This is a genomic window from Mycobacterium sp. 134 (genome assembly GCF_048282715.1).
Taxonomy (GTDB): Bacteria; Actinomycetota; Actinomycetes; order Mycobacteriales; family Mycobacteriaceae; genus Mycobacterium; species Mycobacterium septicum.
Map to the genome: position 1 here is coordinate 4,150,332 of NZ_JBLVUN010000008.1, position 13,397 is coordinate 4,163,728.

General features: G+C 66.6%; 14 protein-coding genes and 1 pseudogene. 4 read left to right on the top strand and 11 right to left on the bottom strand.

Annotated features, from left to right (window positions below):
- Positions 1 to 7: 7 nt before the first annotated feature.
- The 3 genes from ACNQVK_RS24560 to rpsB all read right to left on the bottom strand — a co-directional run bounded on the left by ACNQVK_RS24560 (position 8) and on the right by rpsB (position 2,759).
- Positions 8 to 862, bottom strand: a complete 855-nt coding sequence (locus ACNQVK_RS24560; protein ID WP_418031600.1) for an LLM class F420-dependent oxidoreductase — start codon at positions 860 to 862, stop codon at positions 8 to 10.
- Positions 863 to 1,073: 211 nt separating this feature from the next.
- Positions 1,074 to 1,901 (bottom strand): translation elongation factor Ts, encoded by an 828-nt coding sequence (tsf, locus tag ACNQVK_RS24565; RefSeq protein WP_044517544.1) that lies wholly within the window; start codon positions 1,899 to 1,901, stop codon positions 1,074 to 1,076.
- A 27-nt stretch (positions 1,902 to 1,928) separates the two neighbouring features.
- Positions 1,929 to 2,759, bottom strand: coding sequence for a 30S ribosomal protein S2 (gene rpsB / locus ACNQVK_RS24570; RefSeq protein ID WP_090425122.1), 831 nt, complete (start codon positions 2,757 to 2,759; stop codon positions 1,929 to 1,931).
- Positions 2,760 to 3,085: 326 nt separating this feature from the next.
- Here rpsB and ACNQVK_RS24575 point away from each other — a divergent pair, with 326 nt between their 5' ends.
- Positions 3,086 to 3,559 carry a M23 family metallopeptidase gene (locus tag ACNQVK_RS24575; protein WP_418034302.1) on the top strand — a complete coding sequence of 158 codons (474 nt, stop codon included), beginning with the start codon at positions 3,086 to 3,088 and terminating at the stop codon, positions 3,557 to 3,559.
- Between the two features lie 8 nt (positions 3,560 to 3,567).
- On the opposite strand, the gene ACNQVK_RS24580 is transcribed toward ACNQVK_RS24575, so the two are convergent.
- Both ACNQVK_RS24580 and ACNQVK_RS24585 read right to left on the bottom strand, forming a co-directional pair.
- Complete coding sequence (locus ACNQVK_RS24580) at positions 3,568 to 4,434, bottom strand: alpha/beta fold hydrolase (protein ID WP_418031601.1); 867 nt, start codon at positions 4,432 to 4,434, stop codon at positions 3,568 to 3,570.
- Between the two features lie 46 nt (positions 4,435 to 4,480).
- A pseudogene (locus ACNQVK_RS24585) lies at positions 4,481 to 5,376 on the bottom strand (tyrosine recombinase XerC).
- On the opposite strand from ACNQVK_RS24585, the gene ACNQVK_RS24590 reads away from it, so the two are divergent.
- Positions 5,305 to 5,463 carry a hypothetical protein gene (locus tag ACNQVK_RS24590; RefSeq protein WP_418034596.1) on the top strand — a complete coding sequence of 53 codons (159 nt, stop codon included), beginning with the start codon at positions 5,305 to 5,307 and terminating at the stop codon, positions 5,461 to 5,463. The pseudogene ACNQVK_RS24585 and the gene ACNQVK_RS24590 overlap by 72 nt on opposite strands.
- Here ACNQVK_RS24590 and ACNQVK_RS24595 read toward each other — a convergent pair.
- The 5 genes from ACNQVK_RS24595 to ACNQVK_RS24615 form a co-directional block, all read right to left on the bottom strand.
- Entirely contained in the window at positions 5,445 to 7,367 is a 1,923-nt protein-coding gene (locus tag ACNQVK_RS24595; RefSeq protein WP_418031602.1) for an acyl-CoA dehydrogenase, read from the bottom strand. The genes ACNQVK_RS24590 and ACNQVK_RS24595 overlap by 19 nt on opposite strands.
- Positions 7,364 to 8,410 (bottom strand): oxygenase MpaB family protein, encoded by a 1,047-nt coding sequence (locus ACNQVK_RS24600; protein WP_418031603.1) that lies wholly within the window; start codon positions 8,408 to 8,410, stop codon positions 7,364 to 7,366. The genes ACNQVK_RS24595 and ACNQVK_RS24600 overlap by 4 nt, the downstream gene beginning before the upstream one ends.
- Before the next feature lie 22 nt (positions 8,411 to 8,432).
- Complete coding sequence (locus ACNQVK_RS24605) at positions 8,433 to 9,056, bottom strand: TetR/AcrR family transcriptional regulator (RefSeq protein WP_418031604.1); 624 nt, start codon at positions 9,054 to 9,056, stop codon at positions 8,433 to 8,435.
- A gap of 148 nt (positions 9,057 to 9,204) precedes the next feature.
- Entirely contained in the window at positions 9,205 to 10,365 is a 1,161-nt protein-coding gene (locus ACNQVK_RS24610) for an alpha-hydroxy-acid oxidizing protein (protein WP_418031605.1), read from the bottom strand.
- A gap of 23 nt (positions 10,366 to 10,388) precedes the next feature.
- Positions 10,389 to 11,255: a siderophore-interacting protein gene (locus tag ACNQVK_RS24615; RefSeq protein WP_418031606.1), complete on the bottom strand. Its 867-nt coding sequence runs from the start codon at positions 11,253 to 11,255 to the stop codon at positions 10,389 to 10,391.
- A 192-nt stretch (positions 11,256 to 11,447) separates the two neighbouring features.
- On the opposite strand from ACNQVK_RS24615, the gene ACNQVK_RS24620 reads away from it, so the two are divergent.
- Complete coding sequence (locus ACNQVK_RS24620) at positions 11,448 to 11,861, top strand: CBS domain-containing protein (RefSeq protein WP_418031607.1); 414 nt, start codon at positions 11,448 to 11,450, stop codon at positions 11,859 to 11,861.
- 71 nt (positions 11,862 to 11,932) lie between these two features.
- Here ACNQVK_RS24620 and ACNQVK_RS24625 read toward each other — a convergent pair whose 3' ends face one another.
- Positions 11,933 to 12,154, bottom strand: a complete 222-nt coding sequence (locus tag ACNQVK_RS24625) for a hypothetical protein (RefSeq protein WP_418031608.1) — start codon at positions 12,152 to 12,154, stop codon at positions 11,933 to 11,935.
- A gap of 139 nt (positions 12,155 to 12,293) precedes the next feature.
- Here ACNQVK_RS24625 and ACNQVK_RS24630 point away from each other — a divergent pair, with 139 nt between their 5' ends.
- Positions 12,294 to 13,301: an acyl-ACP desaturase gene (locus tag ACNQVK_RS24630; RefSeq protein WP_409552926.1), complete on the top strand. Its 1,008-nt coding sequence runs from the start codon at positions 12,294 to 12,296 to the stop codon at positions 13,299 to 13,301.
- The last annotated feature ends 96 nt before the right edge of the window (positions 13,302 to 13,397 follow it).

The window sequence follows — 13,397 nt, forward strand, 5'->3', positions numbered from 1 at the left end:
CGTCCGCTCACTGTGTCCGGGCCACGCTCTGCAGTGCGGCCAGATGCTCGTCGACTGTGCGCAGCCCGGCACCCATGGTGTTGACCGTGACGTGGGTGGCCCCGGCCTCGGCCCACGCGGCGATGTCGGCCGCGGCCTTGTCCGGATCGCCCACCCAGCCCACGCGGCCCTCCATACCGATGGTGGACGGATCGCGCTCGGCGGCCACGGCCGCGCGCTCAACCCGCGCACGGGCGTCCTCGAGCTCCGGACCGGGCCCCACCATCGGGAACCAGCCGTCGCCCAGCCGGCCGGCGCGCTCCAGCGCCCGCGCGGAGGCCGCTCCGAACCACACCGGGATCGGGCGCTGCACCGGCAGCGGTGCCAGGCCGGCACCGGTCACCCGGTGGTAGCGGCCGTCGAACGTCACCGACGATTCGGTCCACAGCCGCCGCATCAGCTCGACCTGCTCCTCCGACCGCTTGCCGCGGTTCCCGAAGTCTTCGCCGAGCGCCTCGTACTCGACCGCATTCCAGCCCAGTCCGACGCCCAGGCGCAGCCGCCCGCCGGTGAGCAGGTCGACCTCGGCCGCCTGTTTGGCCACCAACACAGCCTGACGCTGCGGCAGGATGATCACCCCGGTCACCAGCTCCAGCGACGTCACCGCGGCCAGATAACCGAACATGACCATGGGCTCGTGGAACGTGGTGTACAGGTCGTAGGGCCCCGCCCAGTCCCGGTGGACGGCCGGATCCGCGCCCACGACGTGGTCGTAGGCCAGGATGTGGGTGAAGCCCAGCTCTTCGACACGCTGGCCGTAGGCGCGCACGGCTCCCGGATCTCCGCCGAGTTCCGTCTGCGGAAACACCACACCTACGCGCATGTCACCTCCCACACCATTGGTACCTGCCACACTCCCACATCGGCAAAGCCCCTTGCCCCTGCGTAAGCAACTACCCGGCACCGACCATGTCACGAATGAACAAAACCCCGCACTTTCCGGGATCGCCGGAATGAGCGCGGGGTTTTGCGGCGGGCGGCGACGGCTGAGCCGTCAAACCGGGTGTGGGTGTACCGCCCGAGTCTTCTGGTGCTTAGGCCTGACCGACCTCGAACCGCACGAAGCGGGTCACGGTGACGCCGGCCTCGTCCAGCAGCGCCTTGACGGTCTTCTTGTTGTCAGACACCGACGGCTGGTCCAGCAGCACGACGTCCTTGTAGTAGCCCGTGACGCGACCTTCGACGATCTTGGGCAGCGCCTGCTCGGGCTTGCCCTCTTCCTTCGCGGTCTGCTCGGCGATACGACGCTCGTTGGCGACGATGTCCTCGGGCACGTCCTCGCGGGTGAGGTACTTGGCCTTGAGCGCGGCGATCTGCAGGGCGACCGCGTGGGCGGCCTCCTTGCCCTTCTCCGCGTCGCCGGCCTGGTACTCGACCAGCACACCGACGGCCGGCGGCAGGTCCGCGGCACGCTTGTGCAGGTAGGTCTCGACCGTGCCGTCGAAGTAGGCGGCCCGACGCAGCTCGAGCTTCTCACCGATCTTGGCGCTGAGGTCCGCGATGGACTGCTCCACCGTGGTGTCCCCGACCTTGGCGGCCTTGAGGGCGTCCACGTCGCCGGCCTTCGCAGCGGCAGCGGCCGCCACGACCTGGTCGGCGAGCTCCTGGAACTCGGCGTTCTTGGCGACGAAGTCGGTCTCGGAGTTCAGCTCGATCAGTGCGCCGTCCTTGGCCGCGACCAGACCCTCGGCAGTGGCGCGCTCAGCGCGCTTGCCGACGTCCTTGGCGCCCTTGATACGAAGCAGCTCGACAGCCTTGTCGAAGTCGCCGCCGGCCTCGACCAGCGCGTTCTTCGAGTCGAGCATGCCGGCGCCGGTCAGCTCCCGCAGGCGCTTGACGTCGGCAGCGGTGTAGTTAGCCATTTAAGCAGTCCTCCTTGGACTGAAGAATCAAGAAGCGTCAGTGGATGTTTCGGGTGCAGCAGCGGCCTCGCCCTCGGCGGTTCCTGCGGTCGCACCGGCGAGCAGCTCCTGCTCCCACTCGGCGAGCGGCTCAGCGCCCTCGGTGTCCTGCTTCTCACCGGCACCCTGGCCGGCGCGAGCCTGCAGGCCCTCGGCCACCGCGGAGGCGACGACCTTGGTCAGCAGGGCAGCCGAACGGATGGCGTCGTCATTACCCGGGATCGGGTAGTTGACCTGATCGGGGTCGCAGTTGGTGTCCAGGATCGCGATGACCGGGATACCCAGCTTGATGGCCTCGTTGACCGCCAGGTGCTCCTTGTTGGTGTCGACGACCCAGATGGCCGAGGGCACCTTCTGCATGTCCCGGATACCACCGAGGCTGCGCTCAAGCTTGTTCTTCTCACGCGTGAGCATGAGGATTTCCTTCTTGGTGCGACCCTCGAAGCCACCGGTCTGCTCCATGGCCTCGAGCTCCTTGAGGCGCTGCAGGCGCTTGTGCACGGTGGAGAAGTTGGTGAGCATGCCGCCCAGCCAGCGCTGGTTCACGTAGGGCATGCCGACGCGGGTGGCCTCTTCGGCGATGGACTCCTGCGCCTGCTTCTTGGTGCCGACGAACAGGACGGTGCCGCCGTGGGCCACCGTCTCCTTGACGAACTCGTAGGCCTTGTCGATGTAGGTCAGCGTCTGCTGCAGATCGATGATGTAGATGCCATTGCGGTCGGTGAAGATGAACCGCTTCATCTTGGGGTTCCAGCGACGGGTCTGATGCCCGAAGTGAGCGCCGCTGTCAAGCAGCTGCTTCATGGTTACAACAGCCATGATTAGGTGGTTCCTTTGTATGTCGGTTGTCGCCCGGCGTCGGGTGATGCCAGGCCCTGGTGCCTGCCGGCTGCCGAACCCGATCTGGGAAATCCCAGGTCAGGACCGTCGGCATCCGTGTACGACCCCGTTGAGGCGATCGATATGCGCAGACACGCGAAGTCAGCCCGCTAGCGAGCTGCGGGTAGAAGTTTACACGCTGAACAGGCGTGCTTTTACCACGCGGCAAAGCGGGGTGCATTCATCCACAGCTCCGGGTTTCGGGGCTTCCGCGCAGCCCGCGGTGGCGTTGAACTGAGGTGGTGAGGTTTGCCGCGCCGTTGTTGATGCTGGGTATGGCGTTGGCGTGGCCGACCTCCGGCCACGCCGAGGGCTCACGACTGCAGTGGCCGGTATCACCGCGACCGGTGGTGACCAGGGGTTTCGACGCCCCCTCCCCCAATTGGAACCGCGGCCACCGGGGCGTCGACCTGGCGGCCATACCCCGGCACCCCGTCTACGCGGCGGGCCCGGGCACCGTCGTCTTCGCCGGCGTGCTCGCGGGGCGTCCGGTGGTCTCGCTGGCCCACCCGGGTGGGCTGCGCACCAGCTACGAACCGGTACAGGCAGCCGTGCGGCCCGGTCAGACCGTGGGTGAAGGCCAGCTGCTCGGCACCCTGCTGGCCGGCCATCCCGGTTGTGGGGCGGCAGCGTGCCTGCACTGGGGTGCGATGTGGGGTGCGGCGGCCCGGGCCGACTACGTCGACCCGCTCGGGCTGCTGGCCGAGACCCCGATCCGACTCAAGCCACTGGGCCCCTGACAGTGTGCTCAAGCTGCTGCGCTGATGTCGCGCAGGAATCCGCTGATCGCCTCGAGCACGACGTCCGGTTGATCACGCTGAACCCAGTGCCCGGCACCGGCATCGATTTTCAGACGCGCATCCGGGATCCGCTCGGCTGCGGCGCGAGCCCGCGCGACGGGAACGCCGGGGTCACGGTCGCCGTGGATGATCAGCGCCGGACACCTCACCTCGACCAGTCGGGGCGTGTAGTCGGTGCGCAGCCGGTTCCATAGGACCTGGTCGTGTTGCCATTGTTCGAACGCATCGAATCCGCCGGGTTGTGCTGCCGCAGCCATGATCTCGTCCATCAACGCGTCGGTCAGCTGCCGCGGATCCCTGATCAGCGCGTGCATGCTGCGTGTCATCGCGGCCCGGTTGGTGCCGACCCAACGCGTCACCGCGCCGAGCAGACCCGTGCGCAGCATCGCCCAGGTCACCAGTTGACGGGCGCCTGACAGCGCTCCGTCCGACAGCCGGGGCATGATGCCGTAGCTGCCCAGCAGCATCGCGCCGGCCACCCGGTCCGGGCGGTCCAGCACGTGGCCGATCGTCATGCCGCCACCGAGCGACAACCCGCCGATCACATAGCGGTCCAGCTCCATCCCGTCGACGAACTCCGAGACATAGGCGACCAGCCGATCCTGGGTCACCCGCTGTCGCGCCGGCGGACTCTGGCCGTAGCCGGGGTGGTCTGGGGCGATGACGCGGTAACCCGCGTCGGCCAGTCGGGGGCCGATGTCACCCCATGACAACGACGCGTTGTCCACGCCGCCGCCGTGCAGCAACACCACGGTCGATCTGGGGTGGTGCGGCGTCCAGGTGAGATACGAGACGGGTCCGGACGGCAGGTCCACGATGGATCGGATTGCGCTGTCTCCTGAGTCTTCGCGTTCGGGGATATCAGGCCCGCGGGTGGGCCTGGTCGTGCACTGCTCGCAGCCGTTCGACGGTGACGTGGGTGTAGAGCTGCGTGGTGGCCAACGAGGTGTGGCCCAGCAACTCCTGTACGACGCGCAGGTCGGCGCCGCCTTCGAGCAGGTGGGTGGCAGCGCTGTGCCGCAGCCCGTGCGGGCCGATGTCGGGGGCACCGTCGACGGCAGAGACTGTCTGGTGCACGACGGTGCGCGCCTGACGCGGATCGAGCCGTTTCCCGCGGGCGCCGAGCAACAGTGCCGGACCGGAATCGGCAGTGGCCAGGGCGGGGCGGCCCTCGGTGAGCCAGGCCGTCAACGCGATGTGTGCGGGCTGCCCGAACGGGACCGTGCGCTGTTTGTTGCCCTTGCCCAGCACCTGCAGTACCCGGCGTGAGGTGTCGATGTCGTCGATGTCCAGCCCGCACAACTCGCTCACCCGGATCCCGGTGGCATAGAGCATCTCCACGATCAGCCGGTCTCGTAGAGCCAGCGGATCACCCTCGCGCGCCGCGGAATTCATCGCCTCCATGGCGTCGACGGCCTGATCGCGACGAAGCACCGCGGGTAGGGTGCGGTGCGCTTTGGGGACCTGCAACCGGGCCGCGGCGTCGTCCGACAGCAATCCCCGCCGACTCGCCCAGGTACAGAAGGTCTTGACCGTGGAGGTGCGCCGCGCCAGCGTGGTCCGCGCAACTCCGGCCGCGGCCTGACTCGCCAGCCAGGACCGCAGCCTCGGCAGGGTCACGGTGTCCAGATCACCGCCGGTGAAGTCGAACAACGCCAACAGGTCACCGCGATACGCCGGCGGGTGTGCTCAGACCTGCCGCACTGCAACGCCAGGTATTCGTCGAACTCGGCGAGCACATCCTGAACTACGGGCACCGTGCCACCGTGGCAGAACTACGCCCACGCTGCACCCGACGCGCCGAGCCGCTACCGTCGCGTGACCATCACGGGTTCATCTCGTAGCGGCCGGCCAGTCCGCGCACACCTGCCACCACGCGATCGCGGCGGGCGCCGTCCGCCACTGGCTGCTTGACGATGTCGAGGGCGCGCTGCTGTTGCACCGCAGTGGCATCCGGATGGCAATGCAGCTTGGTCGCGTGCGTGGACATGTCGGTGACGAGCACCTCGAACAGCTGGTCGATCAGATCGGTGTCGATCGCTTCGATCTCCGCCTGCTCCAGGATCAGCTGGGCGTAAGGGATCAGGGTGAACATCTCACCGATCGCGAACAGGAAGTCGACGTTGCGTTGCTGGTCGGCGTTGGGTGTCGCCACCGCCAGCAGGGTCTGCAACGCCTGGGCCTGATCGAGGAAGACCGCGACATTCGGCGTCGACGAAAAGCGGTGCAGCACCGACTGCCAGTCCCCGAACCTGATCTTCGCCAACCCACTGCTCGGCCCCTGGCGGAACAAGAAGTCGTCGTTGGTGGCATCCCTGCGCGTCGGAATCTGCGGCACCTCGGCCAGCAGCGACTTGAGTTGCGGAATACGTTGCGCCACAGGCGAACCAGCGATAGCGCCGCCGGCCGCACGCAAACCACCGGCGAGCGCGCTCACCAGCGGCGCCGGAGCCCGGCCGACCGGTAGCACGTTCAGCGCCGCCAGCGCTGCATCCGCTGCCCCGAACATGTAGTTCTGCATGAACTTCAGCGACAGCGCCATGTTGACGTGCACCGTGCCCTCCAGTCGGGGCAAGCCGGTGAGCCCCAGCAGGGCCATGGTGAAGTACATGTCGGATTCGAACGCCCGGGCCGCGATGGTGTCGGCCAGCAACGTCACGATCTTCTCGCCCTCGCGGGTGACGTTCATCTTCTCGATTGCATTGAACAACAGGTAGCGCCGGTCGTCCGGGCTTGCGCTGCGCATGTAGTCGATGGCGCGCTCGCTGTAGAGCTTCATCCCGATCAAGCGGGCGTAGCCGTCGGCGAGCATGCGGCGGATCTGCGGGAACTCAGTGACCCGCTGGCCGAACAGCACGCGGTTCTCGGCGTGGGTGACGGCCTCGTACATGGCGTGCTCACAGGCCCCGATCGCCCCGAACCCGAGGTTGAACTTGCCGATGTTGACGGTGTTGATCGCGGCGTTGAAAGCCGCCTTGCCCTCATGCAGGATGTCGTCGGCACTGACCGGATAGTTCTCCAGGTCGAACGCCGCGACGTACATCTGGCCGTCGACGACGTTCTTGCGCAGGTGGTAGTTCGAATGCTGGCTGTCGGCGGCGAAGAACAGGTACCCCTCGAAGTCCTGCGCGGGCCGGCGCCGGTCGAGATCGGAACTGTCGATGATGGGTTTGTCGGAGCGGCGGCCGAACACCGACACCATGCCGGCCAGGTTGCCGTTGCCGATGTAGTACTTGCCGCCGTTCGCCGCGTACGCCCCGTCCGCGTTCGGTGTCAGCACCATGTCGGTCGAGTAGACGTCGGCGCCGTGGTCCTGCTCGGACAGCCCGAAGGCGAAGATCTCCCCCGAATCCAGCAGGACGGCAGCCTTCTTGCGCGCCACCGTGTTCTCCGACTGCCAGATCGGACCGAGGCCGAGGATGGTGACCTGCCAGACGTACCAGTACTGCATGCCGTAGAACCCGAGGATCTGGCTGTACATGGCATTGCGCGCGGTGTCCCAGCGCTTGTCGGGATCGCCGGCGGCCTCCGACGCCGGGGTCAGAAACGTCGCGAAGATGCCCTCCCGCTTGACCAGGTCGAGAAAATCGCTGTACCAGACCCGATCCCGGTCCTGCTGCTTGAGCCACCGCTTGCCGTGGGACTCGAAGAAGTCGATGGTGGCCCGGAAGATCTCCCTGGTTCTGCTGTCGAACTGGTCGAAGGCGGTCCGGTTCGGGTCGAACAGGACATCAGATCGTGCGGTCACGCCAAACTCCCTAGGTAGGACTGAGATTCGATGAGGCCTTCATCGCTGGGCAGTTGTCCCCGTCCGAACACCCGCTCGTGCTGGCGGGTCCGCAACTCCATGTGTGCCTCGGCGGGCTTGACGTAGCCGTAGCGCTTGCGTCCTTCTTCGGGGCTGAGCACCTCGCTCGACCGGGGCGGTATACCCATGATGTAGGGGCCTGCGATCGGCACCACGGACGGCGAAATGATCTTGGCCACCAACAGCTTCAGCCGCGGAATCCGGTCGACGATGCCGAACCCGAGCTTGAGCACCGGCCGCACAGCCAGGTCGACCGCGCGCGGCTGATCGAATCCGCTGAGCCGGCGCATCCACCGCGGCATGGTGGCGATGGTGCCCGCACGGAGGAACCAGTTGAGAATCTCGACGGCCGGCTTCGCGATCCGCGGTGCGGGCGGCAGCACCACCTTGGCGTTGAGCAGGTGGTCCATCATCGCGCGGGCGGCCTCGCTGACGGCGAGGTGTGGCCGCATCTGCTCGAAGTACTCGTTGATGCCTTCGCGGGTCCGGGGGACGTCGGCCGGATCGCAGGTCTGGAACTCTGCGGCGCGGGCGCAGTCCTGCCAGTAGCGGGCCTCCTCCTCGGCCGTCAGCTTGCCGCCGCCGTACAACTCATAGGCCTTGAGCACCGAGTGCCAGCCGGTGAGCAGGATCCACAGCTGCGACTGGGGGTCGTTGGCGTCGTACTTGTTGCCACTCAGGGGTTCGGTACCAATGGCTTTCGAGTGGACTTTCACCAGGACATCGGCGGTCTTGAGCACCGATTCGGTGTCGGCGAAAGCGACCATGGCGAAGTAACGCACGGTCCGGTCGTAACGGGTCCGGGGCCGGTCGTAATTGGCGCCGGTGGTGTCGACCGCGGCGATCAGCGCGGGGTCGAGTTCCTCGACCACAACGGCGCGCTGCAGTCCGATGATCGGCGTGGTCGCATGGCCCCACACCTTCCAGGTCACCGAATCCGGCCCGAAGAACCCGTAGTCAGCCATCGGCTGGAGATCAGACATGCGACAACTCCTCTGTTCTGGATCAGGCGGTACGAAACGCCCGGTAGGTGGCCGATCCGATGAATTCACCCAATGTGGTTGGGGTCCAGTCTCTTCCGTCGTCATGCAACAGCGTCCGCACCGCGCCTTCACAGGTGGACACGAACTGCTCGACCAGCACCGGCAGCTTCTTGTCGGCGTCGGTGGTCCCCCAACGTTCGAGGGTGGGCGCGAGCCGCCGGGATACCTTGCCGACCATCACCACGCGACCGTTGCGGAAGTGTTTGGCCACGGCCGGATCCGGGTCGGCACTCATCACGAGCCGCCAGGAATCAGGCCGGCCGGCGACCGTCTCAAGCAGCGCCTGGAAGCCCTCGACGAAGACGGTCTCGTCGGCGTCCGCGCGGCCATACGGCAGCGCATCGATCGCCCCCTGGACCAGCAGGGCCAGCTCCCGCTCGAGCAAGGCCCTCAGCAATTCGACCCGGTCGGGAAAGCATGAGTACACCACCGGGCGGGTGACCTTGAGTCGCTGAGCCACCGCGCCGATCGTGACTGCGGCGATCCCCTCGTTCACCGCAATCGCCAGGGCCGCATCCAGCACCTGCGGACGCCGCCGCTCGGGGCCCAGGTGGGCGGCCCGCTCGCGGACGGTTTCTACACTCATGAAGGAAAATGCTACACCGATGAATAATCATTGGCCAGACACGATGAACTGCGTCTTTGTCTGCATCTCTATCCGCGGACCGTCCCGTTGGGGTGGCGGTCGAGCCCGAGCGCCACCCCAACGGGGCAAAGAAGATGCGTTACGGAGATCAGTCGACCCGCCGCAGCGCCTCGGGCGTGAGATCGGCGAGCGTCGGGTATCCGTCGACACCCATGATGAGGTCGGCCTCGGCGAGCAGCGACCGCAGCACGTGCACGATGCCGTCGGCGCCGCCCAGCGACAGCCCGTACGCATAGGGGCGCCCCACTCCGACCGCGGTGGCGCCCAGTGCGAGCGCCTTGACGATGTCGGCACCGTTGCGGATGCCCGAGTCGAACAACACCGGCAGCCCGTCGGCGGCCTCGACCACCCCGGGCAGGCAGTCGATCGCGGGGATACCGCCATTGGCTTGGCGCCCACCATGATTGGAGCAGTAGATGCCGTCGACGCCACCGTCCTTGGCTCGCCGGACGTCATCGGGGTGGCAGATGCCCTTGAGGATCAGCGGCAGATTGGTCAGTGACCGCAGCCACGGCAGGTCGTCCCAGGTGAGCGGGTTGCCGAACAGGCTGACCCATCGCAGGACGGTGGCTTGCGGGTTCTCTTCGGGCGGTTGCTGCAGACCGGCGCGGAACACCGGATCGCTGGTGTAGTTGGCCAGGCACTTGCCGCGCAGCTGCGGGAAGTTCGAGGTGGCCAGGTCCCGCGGCCGCCAGCCGGGCACCCACGTGTCGAGCGTGACGACAATGCCTTTGAATCCGGCTTTCTCGGCGCGCTGCACCAGGCTGGCGGCCAGATCTTTGTCGGTCGGCGTGTACAGCTGGAAAAAGCCTGGGGTGTCGCCGAATTCGGCGGCGACGTCTTCGAGCGGGTCCTCGGTGAGCGTGGACAGCACCATCGGCACCCCGGTGCGCGCGGCGGCACGGGCCCCGGCCAGGTCCCCGTGACCGTCCTGCCCACAGATCCCCAGCACGCCGATGGGAGCCATGAACAACGGCGTGGGCAGCGTGAGCCCGAACAGGTCGACGGACAGATCGCGTTCCCGGTGGGCGTTGAGCATGCGCGGCATCAGACCCCACCGGTCGAACGCGGTGCGGTTGACCTGCTGGGTGCGCTCGTCACCGGCCCCGCCGGCCACGTAGGACCAGATCGAGGCCGGCATGGCCGCCTGGGCCTTGGCCTCCAGCGCCGCGTAGTCCATCGGCATGGCCGGCAGCACGCCGGACAGCCCCTGCAGGTAGATCTCGAGTTGATAGTCGCCATAGGCCATGACGGCTACCTTGCCACCTGGCCTCAGCCCGCGGTGTCGGCCTCCGCTTTCGCCAGCTCGGCCTTCCACTGCCGGAAAGTCTCCTCGGTACGCCCGCGGCGCCAGTACCCCGAGATCGACCCGGCCCATTTCGCCGGGACGCCGCGCTCCTTGCGGATGTAGGGACGCAGGTTGTGCATGACGGCCTGAGCCTCGCCGTGGATGAACACCTGGACCTGACCCGGTAGCCAGGCCGCATCCTTGACTGCCGCGATCAGCGGTGCGTTGTCTCCGGCCTTGTCCTCGCCGACCAGGTCGGCGCGCCCACCGCGATGAATCCAGTTGACCTCGACCCCGGCCGGAGCGGCGAGCTCGATCTCGTCCTCATCGCCGGCGACCTCGATGAAGACCTTGCCGGTCGCATCCGCGGGCAAGGCCTCCAGGGCCGCACCGATGGCCGGCAGAGCGGCTTCGTCACCGGCCAGCAGGTGCCAGTCGGCGGCCGGGTCCGGGGTATAGGCCCCACTGGGCCCCATCAGGTAGGCGGGCTGGCCCGGCACCGCTGCCGCAGCCCAGGGCGCCGCGACGCCCTGCTCGCCGTGCACGACGAAGTCGATCGTGATCTCGCCACGTTCCTTGTCGAACTTGCGCACGGTGTAGGTCCGGACCGTCGGGCGCAGTTCGGTGGGCAACTCCTCAAAGCTGTCCAGCGTCAAGGGTTTCGGCAGCGCCGACACATCGACGACAGCAGGGACGATGACGACTTTGACGTAGGCATCGCTGAAGTCGTTGGGCGAGAACGTGTCGAAGCCCGTCCCGTCACCCGATCCACCCAGTACCAACCTGACCATGTGGGGAGTCAGCTGCTCGCGATGCACAACCTGGAATGTGTGCATGGGTCGTCCTGCCATACCGCCTCCAAAGATCATCTGCCGCTCGTTTATTAGCCGACCTCATCGACTATACGGAGACGGGCTGCAAGACGGGCCCCTACCGCATCGGCAGGCATTGGGATCCATGCGGCGATTGAACAGCTGATGTCGCTGAAGACGAGACGACTTTAGTCCCTACCGGCGGCCGGTACGAGGTGCCACGATCGTGCCATGGTCAACGTTCTATCAGCGGGTTTGATCTCCGTCGCGGATCTCGTCGGTGACGCAGTGGTTCGGGTGCCCTCCGAGGCGACGGTCGCCATGGTGGCGGAGGCCATCGCCGAGGCCGGGATCGGCGCGGTGGTGGTCGGCGACGAGGACCGGCCGGCAGCACTGGTGAGTGAACGTGACGTCGTACGTGTCGTCGCCGCCCATCAGGATCCGGCGTCGGTGCCCGCGGTCGACGTGGCGAGCACGAATCTGGTCTGGTGCGAGGCTTCCGACACCGTCGAACAAGTGGCCGTTCGGATGACCGACCGCCACATCCGGCACATCCTGGTGGAGCGCTCAGGTGTCTTGGTGGGCATCGTCTCCGCCCGTGACCTGCTCGGCGTCTATGCCGCTGAGGCCGACCCCGAGGCGTGAGCTCGTCGGGCGATTGTCGCGCCGGCTCGAGTCGTTGGATTTGGAACTGCCGCAATGCCGTTCGATGACGGTCAGGCGGTTGGCAGCGCTACCAGCGCCTGGCTGAACAGGTGGTTGGCCGGAGCGGGGTCGATGTCACGGAGCGGACCTGGGCGGATCTGGCCGGTGTAGGCCACGGTGACCGTGTGCGAGTCGTCGAGCAGTGCCCGGTACACGTACCGGACGGTTGCGATGTTGCCACCGGTGCCGTCAGTGATGGTGGAGCTGACCCGCACCGCCTGGCTCGATTTCACCGTTACCCCCTCCGGGATCGGGGGTAGCGCAACCGGGCCGGTGAAGCCCTGGATGCGGCTGACCGGCGATTGGCCGGCTTCTCCCACGAGAACGAGCGATGACAAAAGTCCCTACCCGCGTTTCAACGCGACGCATTAAATGAAACCGCAAGTAACAGGTACGTGGTCAGGAGTGATTTTGCCGAAGGACTCGAACGATCTGCGGTTGCTGCATGAGTTGGAACCGGTGGCAGAGCGCCTGCTCAACAGGCACGTGTCGATGATGAAGGAATGGAATCCCCACGACTACATCCCGTGGTCGGACGGCAAGAACTACTACGCCCTGGGCGGCCAGGACTGGCACCCCGAGCAGTCTCAGTTGTCCGAGATTGCCCGGGTTGCCATGGTGGTCAACCTGCTCACCGAGGACAACCTGCCGTCCTATCACCGCGAGATCGCGATGAATATGAGCATGGACGGTGCGTGGGGCCAGTGGGTCAACCGCTGGACCGCCGAAGAGAACCGGCACAGCGTAGCCCTGCGCGACTACCTCGTGGTTACCCGTGCCAGCGATCCCATCGAACTCGAAGAACTGCGCGTCGAGCAGGTCACCCGCGGCTTCTCCCCCGGCCAGAATCAGCAGGGCGACCTGTTCGCCAACAGCCTCTTCGATTCCGTCCTGTACGTGAGCTTCCAGGAACTGGCCACCCGAGTGTCACACCGCAACACCGGCAAGGCCTGCAACGATCCGATTGCCGACCAACTCCTGCAACGAGTTTCGGCCGACGAGAACCTGCACATGCTCTTCTACCGGGACATCTCGGCGGCGGGCTTCGAACTTGCGCCGAATCAGGCCATCGCATCGGTGTACCGGATTCTCAACAACTTCACGATGCCCGGCTACACCATTCCAGCGTTTCGCCGCAAGGCGGTCACCATCGCCGTCGGCGGCATCTACGATCCCCGCGTCCACCTGGAGGAGGTCGTGATGCCGCAGCTGAGGAAATGGCGCATCTTCGAACGCGAGGATTTCACGGGCGACGGAGCACGCGCACGGGACGATCTGGGTGTCCTGATCGAGAAACTCGAAGAATCCTGCGCAAAGTTCGACGCCGCCAAGGAGCGCAGGCTCAGTCGCGCCGCTCGCAATGCCGAGAGACTTGCCTGAGATCCAGCGAGTTGTCCCCGTGAAGTCCTTCGCCTCCGATGCGGCTCAGCATCTTTCGCGTCATGACCTGCCTTGGAATCCAGAATGATGCCTGCT

Excerpts from the sequence above, each read along its gene's own strand:
- ACNQVK_RS24560 (WP_418031600.1), bottom strand. The coding sequence starts at position 862 with ATGCGCGTAGGTGTGGTGTTTCCGCAGACGGAACTCGGCGGAGATCCG.
- tsf (WP_044517544.1), bottom strand. The coding sequence starts at position 1,901 with ATGGCTAACTACACCGCTGCCGACGTCAAGCGCCTGCGGGAGCTGACC.
- rpsB (WP_090425122.1), bottom strand. The coding sequence starts at position 2,759 with ATGGCTGTTGTAACCATGAAGCAGCTGCTTGACAGCGGCGCTCACTTC.
- ACNQVK_RS24575 (WP_418034302.1), top strand. The coding sequence starts at position 3,086 with ATGCTGGGTATGGCGTTGGCGTGGCCGACCTCCGGCCACGCCGAGGGC.
- ACNQVK_RS24600 (WP_418031603.1), bottom strand. The coding sequence starts at position 8,410 with ATGTCTGATCTCCAGCCGATGGCTGACTACGGGTTCTTCGGGCCGGAT.
- ACNQVK_RS24605 (WP_418031604.1), bottom strand. The coding sequence starts at position 9,056 with ATGAGTGTAGAAACCGTCCGCGAGCGGGCCGCCCACCTGGGCCCCGAG.
- ACNQVK_RS24610 (WP_418031605.1), bottom strand. The coding sequence starts at position 10,365 with ATGGCCTATGGCGACTATCAACTCGAGATCTACCTGCAGGGGCTGTCC.
- ACNQVK_RS24615 (WP_418031606.1), bottom strand. The coding sequence starts at position 11,255 with ATGGCAGGACGACCCATGCACACATTCCAGGTTGTGCATCGCGAGCAG.
- ACNQVK_RS24620 (WP_418031607.1), top strand. The coding sequence starts at position 11,448 with ATGGTCAACGTTCTATCAGCGGGTTTGATCTCCGTCGCGGATCTCGTC.
- ACNQVK_RS24630 (WP_409552926.1), top strand. The coding sequence starts at position 12,294 with ATGAAACCGCAAGTAACAGGTACGTGGTCAGGAGTGATTTTGCCGAAG.